Below are 13,395 nucleotides of genomic sequence, written 5' to 3' on the forward strand. Positions count from 1 at the left end.
TTGCTGTGAGGATCATCGCGGATCGCGTTGAGAGGTTGCCGTGCCGATGCTTGCAAGACTGCTCGGACTTGTCCTCGCCCTGTCGTGGCTCGGATTGTCTGCCGCAACGGCCGCCGGCGGTCCGTCGAAGGACATCCTGCGCGGCGCATGGACGCTCGAGATGGACCGCTACGACCGGCCATGGCTCAGCTTTAACGACATCAACCACAAGACAGTGTTTCGCTTCGGCTGCGGGACGCATTACGAGCTCGATGCGGTCTATCCGGGGCAGGCACCGAAGCAGGATCACACCGAGGCCACGATCACGATCGGCAACGGCAAGACGCAGATGGATTTTGCCGGCTTCACCTACGCCGCTCCCGAAAACTTCCCGCCTGATACATCGTGGTTCAACCAGGCGGACCTCGGCCATCCCGACCTCGGCGAGGACAAATGGGGCGAGCTGGAAACTCAATTCCTGGATCTCTTAAGCTCCGGCCAGCCGCTGACGGTTTCGGCCGAGGGCAAGAGCTACGTGCTCCCGCCAGTCAAGGCGTCGCGCTGGCGCGCGCGCTTTCAGAAGGTCTGCTGACGCGCCGGCCGCAAGCAGGCCGGTCGTCCCCGGCGGCAGCTTTCCATTTTTTATCGCATTGACGGCGCGACCATGTCGGCATGGGCGGGTCTCGACCGTCCTTGGGTGGACACGCCGCGGAAGTGCTGTCAACCAATCCCGCACAGGGGCCGCGATGTCGCCACCTCGCGCCGTCAAATATCGAACTGGAGCAATAACCCATGAGAATCACCGTCGAAACCAGCGTCGCCGCCCCCATCGATCAGGTCTGGCGTGCCTACACGACGCCTGCCGACATCGTGAAGTGGAACGCCGCTTCGGACGATTGGCATACGACCAGGGCGACGGTCGATTTGCGCGAAGGCGGCCTGTTCTCGTCCCGCATGGAGGCCAAGGACGGCAGCATGGGTTTCGACTTCGCCGGCACCTACACGAAGATCCTCGAGCACAAGCGGATCGAATATGCCTTCGGCGATCGCAAGACCGAGGTCGATTTCGTGCCTGGCGCCAAAGGCGTTGTCGTCCGCGTCACCTTCGATGGCGAAACCACCCATTCGGTCGAGCAGCAGCAAGCCGGCTGGCAGGCGATTCTCGACAACTTTGCACGATATGTCGAGGCGAAGCAGAAGGCGTCGTAAGGCGCCGGGTTAACAAAACAGAGGCTGCCGAGCGGGGCTCAGCAGCCTCTTTCCGTATCAGGTGACAGGGCGATAGCGTCAGCGACGGGTCGGATCTTTGGCTCTGCCTGGACGAAGGGCCTGGGGACCTCCTCCCTGACCGCCATTGCTGCCGCCCACGGATCCGCTCGCACCCGTGTTTCCGGTGCCAGCGCTGCCGCCCATGCCGGTTGTGCCGCCGCTCGATCCGGTCCCCGCCGCGGAGCCGGCTGCTCCGGTCCCCACACCGGCACCGCCTGTTCCGGCACCAGCGCCAGCACCTGCTCCGCCACCCGCTCCGCCAGCGCCGGTGCCGCCTGCCTGCGCGTGGGCGAAACCGATCGACGCTCCGGCAAGCAGCGCGCACATGGTCAGCGAGAAGATTGTCTTTCGCATCGTTCAACTCCGTTTGAGGTTGTGTCGGTCAACCGAAGCCGCGTGAGGACGTTCCTAAACCGATGGTGATCCCTCGTGACGGATGAGGCACGATGTCGTGCGCTGCAGGATTGGTGCTTGCCCTTTCGGGGAACAATTCGTAAGCCATGCTCAGCCGACCGGCGACGTTGCCAGGGTCCAGCATTTTGCGGCGCGGTTCGGCTGACAAGATGGAGGATCTCATGCGAATCGCCATTCTGGTTGTTGTCATGCTGGTGGGGCTTTCCTCCGCAGCGCGCGCTGACCGCGATTATCCCTGGTGCGTCATGGGCGGAGAACTCGGCTATTCCGGCGACTGCATGTATGAGACGCGAGAGCAGTGCCTGGCCTCGGCATCCGGACGCTGGAACCTCTATTGCGATATCAACCCGCGGGTGAGGTTCAGGCAGCCGGCGCCGCCTCCGCCTCCGCGTCGGATGCATAGATCACAGTAAGTCCGGCAAGCGCTCGGCAGTCCGCTGCTGCAAGCCGGATTCGAAAATCCCCGGAGTCACATGATGCGTGCGGTTCTCCCTCTCCTCGCCTGGGTTGCAATGTCTGCGTCCACGCCGGCCTCGGCTCAACGATTCAACGGCAATTATCCGGTGTGCCTGCAGACATGGGAATGGGGCGGCGCCACCTATATTTCATGCCAGTATAGTTCGTGGGACGAGTGCAGGGCGGCGGGTGCCGGCCTTTCCGCCATGTGCTTGACGAACCCTTATGTGCAGCAGCCGTCTCAGCCGGTGCGCCTTCCGCGTCACCGATAGGCGCGATGGCGGCAGCATCAGCGCGTAGCGCTCAACTGATCTCGCGAGTTCTCGAACATCACAGCCAATTGTCCTCGACAAAGCACCAGATCAATCCGCAGGTCAGTGCCAGGCCTGCCAGAAGCTTGTGCGGACTGATGATCAGGATGCCGGGCAGTGGCACCGCTCCATAGGACAAGAGCAGCCAGATCGCGATTGTCGCCAGGGGCACCACCACGATCCCCTCGACTCTCCGAAATCCAAGCAGGCGATCGGGGAGCCAGAACACGGCAATGATCGCGAGCCCTATCGCTCCGATCACGATGACGAGGTAGAGGCCGTATGCAACGGCCATGGCGAGCGTATGCATGCGTCGATCCCGATGAAGATCGCGGGATCTGATCGTGATGGCGCACCTGTTAACGATGCGTGCATACCGGCCCCTGCGATGGGCCTTGCCCTGGCCTGTGCTCGGCCGCGGAAGCGGCCTGTTGGCTGTCGTATCAACACCGGGGAGACGGATCTCTCGGAAGCAGATCGGATACGGCTGGCGAGGCCGAACGTCGCGCACGAGCCATCGCCGACCAATGGAACTCATAAGGCAGCTCAGGGGGCTTTGAACCTCCCCGTCGCCACATCGACCTATCTCTTGGGTGACCCGTGTCCGTGTGAGCGGGTCTCGTTGCTGTTCGTCTTCGACGATGGCGATTCCTCGACTTCGCCGTCCGACGAACGCCAGGGAGGAACGGATGAGCAAAGTCGTCATCTGCGGCGGAGGCGTGATCGGATTGTGCGCAGCGGCGATGCTTGGTCGCGACGGCCACCGCGTCACAGTCCTGGAGGCTGATTCGGCAGATCGACCCACGGCGTCCGCGATTGGATGGGACTCGTGGGAGCGCCCGGGAGTTGCCCAATTCAGGCAACCTCACAACCTCAGTGCGCGGTTTCGGATGATCAGCGATCAGGAACTGCCTGGCTTGACGGATGATTTGCTTGGCGCCGGCTGCGTTTGGGTGGACTATCTCGACAGCCGCTCGCTTCCCCCGACCCTGACAGACAAGGCACCGCGTCCCGGTGACGAGGCGTTGCGTTTCGTCACGGGGCGGAGGCCGACCGTTGAATGGGCCGTCGCCGCCATGGCGCAAGCCGCACCCAACGTGACTGTCCGCCGCGGCGTCAAGGTTCGCGAATTGATCACGGGCGCAGCGGCTGTCCCTGCTGTGCCGCACGTGACCGGGGTCCGCACGACGTCGGGCGAGGAGATTCGCGCTGATCTCGTCATAGACGCCATGGGGCGGCGAAGCCCGGCCTGCGAATGGATTCTCGGCGCGGGAGGCCGCGCTCCGATCGAGGAAGCCGAAGACAGCAACTTCGCCTATTTTACCCGATATTTTTCCGGGCCTCGGCGCCCGCGCAGGATGGGACGCGCGCTCACGCCGATGGGCTTGTTCTCGATCCTGACCCTGGACGGGGACAACGACACCTGGTCGGTCACCTTGTATACCTCGTCAAGGAACAAGGCGATGCGGGCCTTGCGCGATACGGCCACGTTCCATCGTGTGGTTTCGGCATGCTCGCGGCAAGCCCATTGGCTCGACGGAGAGCCAATCACATCAGTCCTTCTGATGGCAGGAATCATCGATCGCTACCGGCGGTTTGTCGTCGATGGCCAGCCGGTGATCACGGGATTCGCCGCGGTCGGCGATGCCTGGGCGTGTACCAACCCGTCCGCCGGACGCGGCCTGAGCGTCGGTCTTCTGCACGCACAGGTGCTCCGCGACGTCGCTCGTCGTCACGTCAACGATCCCTTAGCGTTCTGTCTGGAATACGACGCCGAGACCGAGCGCCGGGTCGGTCCGTTTTATCGAAACCAGATCGCCGCGGACCGCGCGCGGATCGCCGAGATGAACGCGCTGGAAGCGGGCCTGCCGATGCCGCCACCCAACCCGATCATGGCGAAGCTTCTCCTTGCCTCATCCGAAGACGCCGACGTGCTCCGTGGCATGATCGAAATCGCGCTGTGTGTTGCGCTGCCTCAGGAGGTCATGGCCAGACCGCCGATCGCCGCAAAACTGGCTTCGATGGACGGCTATTCGCTCCCGCCGGACCCGAACATCATCGACCGTGATCGGATGGCGGCGCTGCTGGACGGCTGATCCCTGCGACAAAAGGGCGGTCATGTTCGCCGAGCGTTCGTTGCGTCCGGGATTGTTCTCTCGTGAGACCAGGCCAGACCGGCAACGCGGCGAAATCCAATCGCTTCCCAGAACCGCGCCGCGGTCTGATTGCCAGCATGGACGGTCACGGTCGAAACGCTGCCAGAGGCGTTTTGCAACAGCGCGCTGGCAATGGCTTGGGCAATCGTGCGCCGCCTGAACTCACGATGCACGTAGAAGCGTCGCATTCGCCATGTCGGTTGTCCCGCCAGGGCAGGTTCGTCGGTCATTGCCCCGATCCCGGCGAGTCTGTTGTCGAGATAGCAGGCGTAGATTGCATGAAAAATGGCAGGAGTTTCTGTTAGCTCCGCGGCCAGCCGGGTCATGTGCTGATGGCCATCCGCTATTGCGTCCGCCTCCAGCTCGGCGAAGCCGGTCGGCAATTGATCAGCCACTCGTTCAAGTGAAATGTCCGCCACTTCTGGAGTCCCATCAGACGCCGTTAGAGCCGCTCCCGACCTGAAGCGCATTCAACCGAATCTCATCGCGCCTTAGAGTTCAACTTCAATTCGCTCCTCATCGTCTCCGAGTGGTTCAAACCGGCTCTTGAGAGCGTCGAAGGTGTGTCGGACGATATGCAGGCTGCCGTCGAGATAGAGGTTGCGCCGCTCGACACGTCGCCAGGCTTCGTCGTCCGGACACTCTAAACGATAGATCGCTGGCCCCCAAGGCCACGGCGGTCGCCCTGGTCTGACTCCGCTGGGTTCGCGACCAGAAGCCGAGATCGAGCACCACGTCGAGCCCAAGCTCCACGCATCTTGTCCAGTGCGTCTCAATCAACTTGGAGACACGGTCGTGGAATTCCTGAAACTGATCAACGGGAGGATCGTCGCCATAGAGACGCGCCATCCATTCGCCGTGACTGAAGCGGATGGCGGGCAACTTTCGCTCCAGCCTCCGAGCGAAGGTGGTTTTCCCGGCACCGATGTATCCGTGGATCAGGTGAGCGGTTGGCATATTGCTGTTCCGACAGGTCGGCTTATTCGGATGGGGCGGATGACACTACATCGGTGCCGGGAAAACCAAGGGCAATATATCTACTTAAGGTAGCAGAAGCGGGCGAGCATTTCTGCATCGAGATGACGACGCGGGCGGACGCAGCCGATACCTCCGTCGTGACATTCGTCACTACGGCGCTTCACGCCGAGACGGCGGCGGATTTTGCGATCGGGTGAGGGGGTCTGTTTGGCTTGGTGATCCGGATCCGAGGCCCGGGGCAAGATCCGGCAGGGTGCTAATCCGGAGTCGAAACGGAAGCCGGTACCGGCGAGACTTGCGACGATTGTTCGCGCTGCTGCTGCTGCTGGACCACTTCTTCGGGCCAACCATGGGCACGCAGCCGATCGGCATTGATCTTGCCGAGGCTCGTCTCGGGGTCATGCACGATCACATTGTCCGCAATTCGCATGGCGGTCTCCGTCTATCAATTGATCCTACTCGAAAATGGTTAAGAATCCAAGATCGGCCGGGCCGGCCGTCCAAGGGAGTTTCCGCTTCACGGCACCGTGGGAACTACGGGGTCGGCCTGATCTCCGACCTTGCCGATGATCCGAAGCATGTCGAAAACGCATTGTTGGGCCAGGATTTGAGCGTCTTGCCCGATCTCTTTGGCGATTTCTCCCTTCGGGTCATCGTCGTTGGGGGCGCATTCGCTAATTCTCGATGCCGCACTGTCCGATCCAAGCGTAATGACGGCGAGCACGGCGCCCGGCTCGGTGTCGAGCTCGTCGCCCTTCGCATTGCGACCTCCCTGGTGGAAGACCGGCAGTGCCAGCACCCAATGCGAATTGAGCGCCCCCGACGAGGCGGGTCTGATCAGGGATTTGCTGTTCGGATCGTTCTTCCAGGCGATAATCTGCCTCTGCAGAAAGGCGGCTCCGGCCACGCCGCCCCCGAGAGGCACCTGGTAATTTCCATCAGGTATTGGGCCCTGCGTCAAAGCGGGCCGCAGGCAGAGATCGGCGGGTTCGTACAACATCAGGAAGACGGTTTGCTTCTCCGTGTCGTCGTACTCGAAATGAAAGCGCTTCATGAGGCTTCTTGCGAGCCGGTCGAAACGTTCCCGGCACTTCTCGACGATGTCGTCGTCGCAACTTGGGTCGACAAGGCGCGCGAGCATTTTTCGGTAAGCCGTCGAGCGGTCGCAAACCTTCTGTGGTGCACGCGGATCGGGCACGCGCCATTGTAGGCTATAGGAGCACCCGGGGATCGGATGATCGATTTCCACTTCCCATGCTCGATCTCGAGCGTCGTAGGTCAGCTCTCGCATTTCCTCTTTTGCGAGATCGTCGTCGGAGATGAGTTGAGGCCCGGGCTGATTGCGTCGGGGACGTTGCTCGGGAAGGTAACGCAAAGGAAAGTCCGGCATCGCCGGATGCCGCCGGCAGCGCGGCCTCGGTGCGATGCCTTCGAAATTCGGAGGAAACGTCACCCGTATCGTCAGTTTCTCGATCGGGTAGCTGATGTGTGATCCAACCTCCTCGTAACCGTAGTCGGGATCTCCCGCGCCACCCCGACCGTGCGAGCGTTGCTCGATCTCCCACTGGCTCATCGCCATGCTGTTGGCGGCCGCCTCGCGGATCGCAAAGGTGAACGGCTGTTGGCCGGCTGCCAGCGGCTCGTGGAAGTTCAACCAGTAGAAGCTATCCGCAGGGGACCTGGGGTCGTTTAAACGATACAGGTTGCCGGGATCGTCACGCACGCACAGGGCGGCCCGATCGCTCCCTTCCTCCAATTCAACGTCCAGACGGGTATCGTGAGCAGCGAGATCGACGTTGGAGACAAGGCCGGTCAAGGTCCGATCCTTGTCCATCACTCTCAAATGCGACGTCGTGTCGAGGCTGCGCAAATGACCGACCTCGTCGATCACGACATCCGAGATCAGGTGCTTCGCCTTGATGCCGGTTCGATCCAGGGCTCGTGCGAAGGCGCGCCGCTTGAGTATCTCGATCGGTTCGCAATAATTCCGCTCGTCCTGCAAATTGCCCTGCCAGAATGTCCGTACCCTCAACCGACCGTTGGGTTCTGTCCCGATATCGCGGAGTGTGTTGTCTGATGGATCTTCATCGCGCTTCGCGGTGCTGCCGCCGGCAAGCACCAAAATCGGATAGCGCTCCGGACGATCGGCGCCCAACTCAACTCTTGCGAATTGTGGCCGGTGCTTGTGGCCGTGCAGAACAAGGTCGTACTTCAAGCGCTGCAGCTCATGCACGAGATCGCCGCTGTTCTTGAGGATCAGGAAGGGCTCGAGCCTGGCCTCTTGCTCCGCATCATCGAGAGATTTGTCGCGAACTGCGATCGGCATCGGGTGGTGGTGCAGGACGGCAACCCGGAGCAGGATTCCGCCATTTTCGGTCTCTGCCGGTGCCCTCGCGCAGCACGGGCAGGCTGGAAGCAGGTTCGAGGGCTTGATTCTCTCGATCTGGTTTCGTCCAATCGTTCCGGTCGCAAAGACAAACTGCCGTAACGACGGATTGTTGGAATCGAGGCAGGTGATGAGTGTCCGGTCATGGATGCTGCGGGTCGGCCATCTTCTGCCGGCCCTCCGATAGTCGCAGCTTTGCAGCCGTCCATCGCATTTGTCGGTTCGCGTCGCAAGCGAAAGCCAGTTGCTTGGCCGCATCCGGCGAAACCGCGGAAATTTCGTCCAGCGCAGCGTTTCCTCATTCAGGCCAAATGGAAAGCCCAGATCCGCTTGGAGTCTGTTTCTAAGATCCGTCGTGTCGCGGAACATGACGCGATCGAACCATTTCGCACTGCCGGGATGCAGGATATTGCCGAGGTCAAGCAGATCGTGGTTTCCCGGCACCACGAAGAATTCGGTGCCTTCGCCGCATCGCTTGCACAAATCCTGAAGCTCGCTCTTGGCGGCGAGCAGCAGCAGCGGATCGGGGTCGTCGGTGAAATCTCCCGAGGCTATGATTGTCTTTGGATGGAATGCGGCGATCTCATCCTTGATCCGGTTCCAGACGTCGACGACAAAGGACCTGCCAAAATGGATGTCGGAAATATGGGCGATGCGGGCCATCAATGATCCTCCCCGCCACCAAGTGTAATGCGCCACTATAGGCAGGGGACCAAACACTCGTAAAGGTAGAATTTTGGCGCGCGGCCTGGCACCGCAACCTCGTAGGCTGTGGAGTCCGCAACGTCCTCCGGGTATTCGGCCGATGAGCGTACGACGGGGATGGTTCGATGGGACATCGTCGTCTGCCGGCTGCACCACGGCCATGATGCCAGCATACGCCTGTTTTGCCCGACGGAGCAAGTGTAATTCGAAAAAATCGAAATTGCCCAGCGCCGCCAACGCGTCGGCTACTTTGCATGGGGTTGTTTTCGAAATTTGCTTCGTCCGGCTCGGAGAACCGGGGCCGGATCCCGGCCCGCCTCAGCTATCCACCTTCAGCGCGGCAATAAAAGCTTCCTGCGGGATGTCGACCTTGCCGAACTGCCGCATCTTCTTCTTGCCTTCCTTCTGCTTCTCCAGAAGCTTGCGCTTGCGCGTGATGTCGCCGCCGTAGCATTTCGCGGTGACGTCCTTGCGCAGCGCGCGCACGGTCTCGCGCGCGATCACCTTGCCGCCGATCGCCGCCTGGATCGGGATCTGGAACATGTGCGGCGGGATCAGCTCCTTCATCTTCTCGACCATGGCGCGGCCGCGCCCCTCCGCGCGGGTGCGGTGCACCAGCATCGAGAGCGCGTCGACCGGCTCGGCGTTGACCAGGATCTGCATCTTGACGAGATCGGCCGGCTTGTAATCGGTGAGATGATAGTCGAACGAGGCGTAGCCCTTCGACACCGACTTGAGGCGATCGTAGAAGTCGAACACCACCTCGTTGAGCGGCAGATCGTATTTCACCATGGCGCGGGAGCCGACATAGGTCAGCTCCTTCTGCGCGCCGCGGCGGTCCTGGCACAGCTTCAGCACGCTGCCGAGATATTCGTCGGGGGTCATGATCGTCGCTTCGATCCAGGGCTCCTGGATCTCCTCGATCTTGACGACGTCGGGCATGTCGACGGGATTGTGGATCTCGAGCTCGGTGCCGTCGGTCAGCTTCATCTTGTAGATGACGCTCGGCGCGGTCGCGATCAGATTGAGGTCGAACTCGCGCGACAGCCGCTCCTGGATGATCTCGAGGTGGAGCAAGCCGAGGAAGCCGCAGCGGAAGCCGAAGCCGAGCGCGGCCGAAGTCTCCATCTCGAAGGAGAAGCTGGCGTCGTTCAGCCGCAGCTTGCCCATCGCGGCGCGCAGCGTCTCGAAGTCGTCGGCATCGACCGGGAACAGGCCGCAGAACACCACGGGGATCGCCGGCTTGAAGCCCGGCAGCATCTCGGTGACAGGCTTGCGGTCGTCGGTGATGGTGTCGCCGACGCGGGTGTCTGCGACTTCCTTGATCGCGGCGGTGATGAAGCCGATCTCGCCGGGACCGAGCTCGTCGACCTGCTGCATCTTCGGCGTGAAGAAGCCGACGCGCTCGACGTCGTAGGCCGCGCCCGTGCCCATCATGCGGACGCGCTGGCCCTTCTTCATCGTGCCGTCGACGATGCGCACCAGAACGACGACGCCGAGATAGACGTCGTACCAGCTGTCGACCAGCAGCGCCTTCAACGTCGCATCGCGATCGCCCTTCGGCGGCGGCAGGCGGGTGACGATGGCTTCGAGCACATCGGGAATGCCGAGGCCGGTCTTGGCCGAGATCATCACCGCGTCCGACGCATCGATGCCGATGACGTCCTCGATCTGCTGCTTGACCTTCTCGGGCTCGGCCGCGGGAAGGTCGACCTTGTTCAGGACCGGAACGATCTCGTGATTGTTGTCGAGGGCCTGATAGACGTTGGCGAGCGTCTGCGCCTCGACGCCCTGGCTGGCGTCCACCACCAGCAGGGAACCTTCGCACGCCGCCAGCGACCGCGACACCTCGTAGGCGAAGTCGACATGGCCGGGCGTGTCCATCAGGTTGAAGATGTAATCCTTGCCGTCCTTGGCGCGGTAGGCGAGGCGCACCGTCTGCGCCTTGATGGTGATGCCGCGCTCGCGCTCGATGTCCATGGAATCGAGCACCTGCTCCTTGCCCGCCATTTCGCGGTCGGAGAGGCCGCCGGTCATCTGGATCAGGCGGTCGGCCAGCGTCGATTTGCCATGGTCGATATGGGCGACGATGGAGAAATTGCGGATGTTGGAAATGGGGACGGTCGTCATGGGCGCGGGATACCACTCACATCCCCGTGCGGCAACCATATTGCTGTATTTTCAGGGCGTTTCTTCACGCCAAGCTGATTCCACGCTGGTCCAAAACGCGCTACGCAAGCGCCCATGTCCACCACCTCGATCCCCTCCGCCCGACCGCGCGTAAAAGCCCGGGTCAGCTTTGACCGTTTCCGGGCCTGGCTGGTTGCCTACGCCATCGCCCCCTCCGCCCGGCTCTGGCTGGTGATCCAGCTGGCCATCCTCCATGCGGTGATCTGGACCTTCATCCTGATCAATCTCAAGGCAGCGCAGGACGTTCACATGGACGTCGCAGAAGCCTGGGGCTGGGGCCAGAAATTCCTGTGGGGCTATGGCAAGCATCCGCCGCTGTCGGGCTGGATCGCCGGGCTCTGGTTCAAGGTCTTTCCCGCGACGGACTGGGCGACCTATGCGCTTGCGATGGCGACTGTCAGCGTCGGCATGGTGATCTGCTGGCTGCTGAGCTTGCGTGTGGTCGATCCGCGCCGCGCCTTCCTGATCGTGGTGATGGTCGCGCTCTACCCGATCTTCAATTTCAAGGGTTTCAAGTACAACCCCGATCTTTTGCAGCTGGTGACGCTGCCGCTCGTCGTGCTCGCTTATCTCAACGCGTTCGAGAAGCGGAGCTGGCAGTCCGGAGTCTGGCTCGGGCTTGCCGGCGCGCTGGCGCTGATGACCAAATACTGGGTGCTGACCATGATCGGCGCCATCGGCCTTGCCGCGCTGATCCATCCGGAACGGATGCGGTTCCTGCTGTCGCCGGCGCCCTGGGTCGCGGTCGCGACGATGGCCGTCGCGATGATCCCGCACGTCATCTGGCTGGCGGATTCGCATTTCGTGCCGCTGACCTATGCCGGCGATACCTACAGCATCGAGGACGCCGGTCTCGTGCATCAGCTCGTGCTCGGTTACGTCCTGCACAATGCCGCGCTGCTGGCTCTCCCCGTCGCGCTTGCCGGACTTGCGATGGCGCTGGTACCGCCATGGTGGACCCTGCTGTTGCGCGCACCCCTGCGCATCGTCACGCGGGCCTGGGCGCGCGGCGTCAATCCCGGCGTCGATGTTTCCCAGGCGCGCAATATCTGGATCATCCAGATCATCGTCGCGGCCGGCCCGCCGCTCGGCGCGCTCGCCTTCAGCATCTATATGAAGACCGACTGGGGCATCTCGCTGTTCTTCCTGGTGCCATTGGCGCTGGTCGCGATTCCTGCGCTGCGGGTGCAGAGCGCCGTGCTGTTCAACATCGTGGCGATCTGGCTCGTGCTCAGTGTCGCGACGCTCGTCGCCTCGCCCTGGATCGCAGCGCGCGAGATGGCGGCGAACAAGGACAACACGGCGACCTACGGCGCGCGCTCCGAGCTCGCGCGCGAGCTGACGCAAACCTGGCATTCCCGCTTCGCCTCGCGCTGGGCGGTCGTCGCCGGCACGATGGAGTCGATCCAGCCGATGGTGTTCTACAGCCCCGACCATCCGGTCGCGTTCATCCCGAACGAGGCCTGGAGCTCCGGACTGTCGTCACTCGACGACGTCAAGAGATACGGCTTCATCGGCGTGTTCGATCCGACCGACGGGCGTCTGCCCGCGTTCGAGAAATGGGTGTCGGAGATCGCGCCGAACGCCGAGCGGATCGTGATGACCACGCGCCGCTTCACCCATGGCAAGGCGGGCCCGGCGATGACGTGGAACATCTACATTGCGCCGCCGGCGAAGTGATCGAACGTCATTCCGGGGCGATGCGCAGCATCGATCCCGGAACCTCGAGATTCCGGGTCTGGTGCTGTCGCACCATCCCGGAATGACGATGGAGATTACACGCCCTCCTCGTTGAATTTGCTTTCAACGAGTTCAGTGATTGCCGCAAGCGCAGCTTCCGCATCAGTGCCGGCTGCCGCGACCGTGATCGTGGTCCCCGGGCCTGCGGCAAGCATCATCAGGCCCATGATCGAGGTGCCGCCGACGGTCTCGCCGCCGCGCGTCACCCACACCTGCGCGTTGAAGCGCTCCACCGCCTGGACGAATTTCGCCGAGGCGCGGGCGTGCAGGCCGCGCTTGTTGATGATCAGGAGCTCTTTGGAGATCGCGCCGGCGGGCGCGCCCGCCCCGGCTTGTGGCGCGTCGTCGCTCATTTGCCGGCGAGCACGCGGCTGGCGATGGTGACGTATTTACGGCCGGCTTCCTGAGCCATCGCGATCGCGTCCGGCAGCGGGCGCTCCTCACGTACCTTGGCAAGCTTCACCAGCATGGGCAGGTTGATACCCGCGAGCACTTCGACCTTGGGCCGGCTCATGCAGGAAATCGCAAGGTTCGACGGCGTGCCGCCGAACATGTCGGTGAGGATCGCAACACCGTCGCCTGAATCGACGCGGTTAACCGCCTCGATGATGTCGCTTCGGCAGAGATCGGAATCGTCTTCAGCGCCGATCGTAATCGCTTCGATTTGCTTTTGTGGACCCATCACATGCTCAAGCGCCGCCTTGAATTCGTCGGCAAGGCGCCCGTGGGTCACAAGTACTAGACCAATCATCGGAAAACTCCCGCGGGCGCTTTTGGTGCGCCGCACGAACGCGCCACTTTGACCATCCAG

The 13,395-nt window shown here is 62.4% G+C and carries 15 protein-coding genes; 7 read left to right on the forward strand and 8 right to left on the reverse strand.

The genetic code is table 11. The annotated features are described in order from the left end of the window. The first annotated feature begins 46 nt into the window (after positions 1–46). The 4 genes from ACNJX9_RS03525 to ACNJX9_RS03540 all read left to right on the forward strand — a co-directional run bounded on the left by ACNJX9_RS03525 (position 47) and on the right by ACNJX9_RS03540 (position 2,390). Complete coding sequence (locus ACNJX9_RS03525; protein WP_439410249.1) at positions 47–571, forward strand: hypothetical protein; 525 nt, start codon at positions 47–49, stop codon at positions 569–571. 200 nt (positions 572–771) lie between these two features. Continuing rightward, a complete protein-coding gene (locus ACNJX9_RS03530; protein WP_439407814.1) occupies positions 772–1,188 on the forward strand; it encodes an SRPBCC family protein in 417 nt (138 codons plus the stop codon). Between the two features lie 635 nt (positions 1,189–1,823). Continuing rightward, the gene (locus ACNJX9_RS03535) at positions 1,824–2,075 is read left to right on the forward strand and encodes a DUF3551 domain-containing protein (RefSeq protein WP_063958215.1); all 252 of its coding nucleotides are present in this window, start codon (positions 1,824–1,826) and stop codon (positions 2,073–2,075) included. A gap of 63 nt (positions 2,076–2,138) precedes the next feature. Continuing rightward, positions 2,139–2,390: a DUF3551 domain-containing protein gene (locus ACNJX9_RS03540; RefSeq protein WP_439410250.1), complete on the forward strand. Its 252-nt coding sequence runs from the start codon at positions 2,139–2,141 to the stop codon at positions 2,388–2,390. Between the two features lie 58 nt (positions 2,391–2,448). On the opposite strand, the gene ACNJX9_RS03545 is transcribed toward ACNJX9_RS03540, so the two are convergent. Further along, positions 2,449–2,739 carry a hypothetical protein gene (locus ACNJX9_RS03545; protein WP_057744482.1) on the reverse strand — a complete coding sequence of 97 codons (291 nt, stop codon included), beginning with the start codon at positions 2,737–2,739 and terminating at the stop codon, positions 2,449–2,451. A gap of 379 nt (positions 2,740–3,118) precedes the next feature. Between ACNJX9_RS03545 and ACNJX9_RS03550 the strand changes: the two genes are divergently transcribed. Continuing rightward, positions 3,119–4,525 carry an FAD-dependent oxidoreductase gene (locus ACNJX9_RS03550; RefSeq protein WP_439407815.1) on the forward strand — a complete coding sequence of 469 codons (1,407 nt, stop codon included), beginning with the start codon at positions 3,119–3,121 and terminating at the stop codon, positions 4,523–4,525. 20 nt (positions 4,526–4,545) lie between these two features. Here ACNJX9_RS03550 and ACNJX9_RS03555 read toward each other — a convergent pair whose 3' ends face one another. Then, a complete protein-coding gene (locus ACNJX9_RS03555) occupies positions 4,546–5,004 on the reverse strand; it encodes a GNAT family N-acetyltransferase (protein ID WP_439407816.1) in 459 nt (152 codons plus the stop codon). Positions 5,005–5,119: 115 nt separating this feature from the next. Next, a complete protein-coding gene (locus tag ACNJX9_RS03560; protein WP_439410251.1) occupies positions 5,120–5,479 on the reverse strand; it encodes an AAA family ATPase in 360 nt (119 codons plus the stop codon). On the opposite strand from ACNJX9_RS03560, the gene ACNJX9_RS03565 reads away from it, so the two are divergent. Next, on the forward strand, positions 5,381–5,635 hold the full coding sequence (locus tag ACNJX9_RS03565; protein ID WP_439410264.1) for a hypothetical protein: 255 nt from the start codon (positions 5,381–5,383) through the stop codon (positions 5,633–5,635). The genes ACNJX9_RS03560 and ACNJX9_RS03565 overlap by 99 nt on opposite strands. 184 nt (positions 5,636–5,819) lie before the next feature. Here ACNJX9_RS03565 and ACNJX9_RS03570 read toward each other — a convergent pair whose 3' ends face one another. From ACNJX9_RS03570 to lepA, 3 genes are all read right to left on the reverse strand, one after another. Beyond that, positions 5,820–5,993, reverse strand: coding sequence for a hypothetical protein (locus tag ACNJX9_RS03570; RefSeq protein ID WP_157083436.1), 174 nt, complete (start codon positions 5,991–5,993; stop codon positions 5,820–5,822). An 87-nt stretch (positions 5,994–6,080) separates the two neighbouring features. Continuing rightward, positions 6,081–8,612 (reverse strand): metallophosphoesterase family protein, encoded by a 2,532-nt coding sequence (locus ACNJX9_RS03575; protein WP_439407817.1) that lies wholly within the window; start codon positions 8,610–8,612, stop codon positions 6,081–6,083. A gap of 360 nt (positions 8,613–8,972) precedes the next feature. After that, complete coding sequence (gene lepA / locus ACNJX9_RS03580; RefSeq protein WP_057744496.1) at positions 8,973–10,784, reverse strand: translation elongation factor 4; 1,812 nt, start codon at positions 10,782–10,784, stop codon at positions 8,973–8,975. A gap of 114 nt (positions 10,785–10,898) precedes the next feature. Here lepA and ACNJX9_RS03585 point away from each other — a divergent pair, with 114 nt between their 5' ends. After that, on the forward strand, positions 10,899–12,524 hold the full coding sequence (locus ACNJX9_RS03585; RefSeq protein WP_439407818.1) for a glycosyltransferase family 39 protein: 1,626 nt from the start codon (positions 10,899–10,901) through the stop codon (positions 12,522–12,524). 95 nt (positions 12,525–12,619) lie between these two features. On the opposite strand, the gene ACNJX9_RS03590 is transcribed toward ACNJX9_RS03585, so the two are convergent. Then, on the reverse strand, positions 12,620–12,937 hold the full coding sequence (locus ACNJX9_RS03590) for an HPr family phosphocarrier protein (protein WP_057744504.1): 318 nt from the start codon (positions 12,935–12,937) through the stop codon (positions 12,620–12,622). Continuing rightward, entirely contained in the window at positions 12,934–13,335 is a 402-nt protein-coding gene (locus ACNJX9_RS03595; RefSeq protein ID WP_007597752.1) for a PTS sugar transporter subunit IIA, read from the reverse strand. Before ACNJX9_RS03595 ends, ACNJX9_RS03590 begins: the two co-directional genes overlap by 4 nt. Between the last annotated feature and the right edge of the window lie 60 nt (positions 13,336–13,395).

It is taken from the genome of Bradyrhizobium sp. BLXBL-03 (assembly GCF_051853015.1).
In the GTDB taxonomy this organism is placed as follows: domain Bacteria; phylum Pseudomonadota; class Alphaproteobacteria; order Rhizobiales; family Xanthobacteraceae; genus Bradyrhizobium; species Bradyrhizobium manausense.

Coding starts and splice junctions, on each gene's coding strand:
- ACNJX9_RS03540 (WP_439410250.1), top strand. CDS start 2,139: ATGCGTGCGGTTCTCCCTCTCCTCGCCTGGGTTGCAATGTCTGCGTCC.
- ACNJX9_RS03530 (WP_439407814.1), top strand. CDS start 772: ATGAGAATCACCGTCGAAACCAGCGTCGCCGCCCCCATCGATCAGGTC.
- ACNJX9_RS03525 (WP_439410249.1), top strand. CDS start 47: ATGCTTGCAAGACTGCTCGGACTTGTCCTCGCCCTGTCGTGGCTCGGA.
- ACNJX9_RS03550 (WP_439407815.1), top strand. CDS start 3,119: ATGAGCAAAGTCGTCATCTGCGGCGGAGGCGTGATCGGATTGTGCGCA.
- ACNJX9_RS03590 (WP_057744504.1), bottom strand. CDS start 12,937: ATGAGCGACGACGCGCCACAAGCCGGGGCGGGCGCGCCCGCCGGCGCG.
- ACNJX9_RS03585 (WP_439407818.1), top strand. CDS start 10,899: ATGTCCACCACCTCGATCCCCTCCGCCCGACCGCGCGTAAAAGCCCGG.
- ACNJX9_RS03535 (WP_063958215.1), top strand. CDS start 1,824: ATGCGAATCGCCATTCTGGTTGTTGTCATGCTGGTGGGGCTTTCCTCC.
- ACNJX9_RS03545 (WP_057744482.1), bottom strand. CDS start 2,739: ATGCATACGCTCGCCATGGCCGTTGCATACGGCCTCTACCTCGTCATC.
- ACNJX9_RS03570 (WP_157083436.1), bottom strand. CDS start 5,993: ATGCGAATTGCGGACAATGTGATCGTGCATGACCCCGAGACGAGCCTC.
- ACNJX9_RS03595 (WP_007597752.1), bottom strand. CDS start 13,335: ATGATTGGTCTAGTACTTGTGACCCACGGGCGCCTTGCCGACGAATTC.
- ACNJX9_RS03575 (WP_439407817.1), bottom strand. CDS start 8,612: ATGGCCCGCATCGCCCATATTTCCGACATCCATTTTGGCAGGTCCTTT.
- lepA (WP_057744496.1), bottom strand. CDS start 10,784: ATGACGACCGTCCCCATTTCCAACATCCGCAATTTCTCCATCGTCGCC.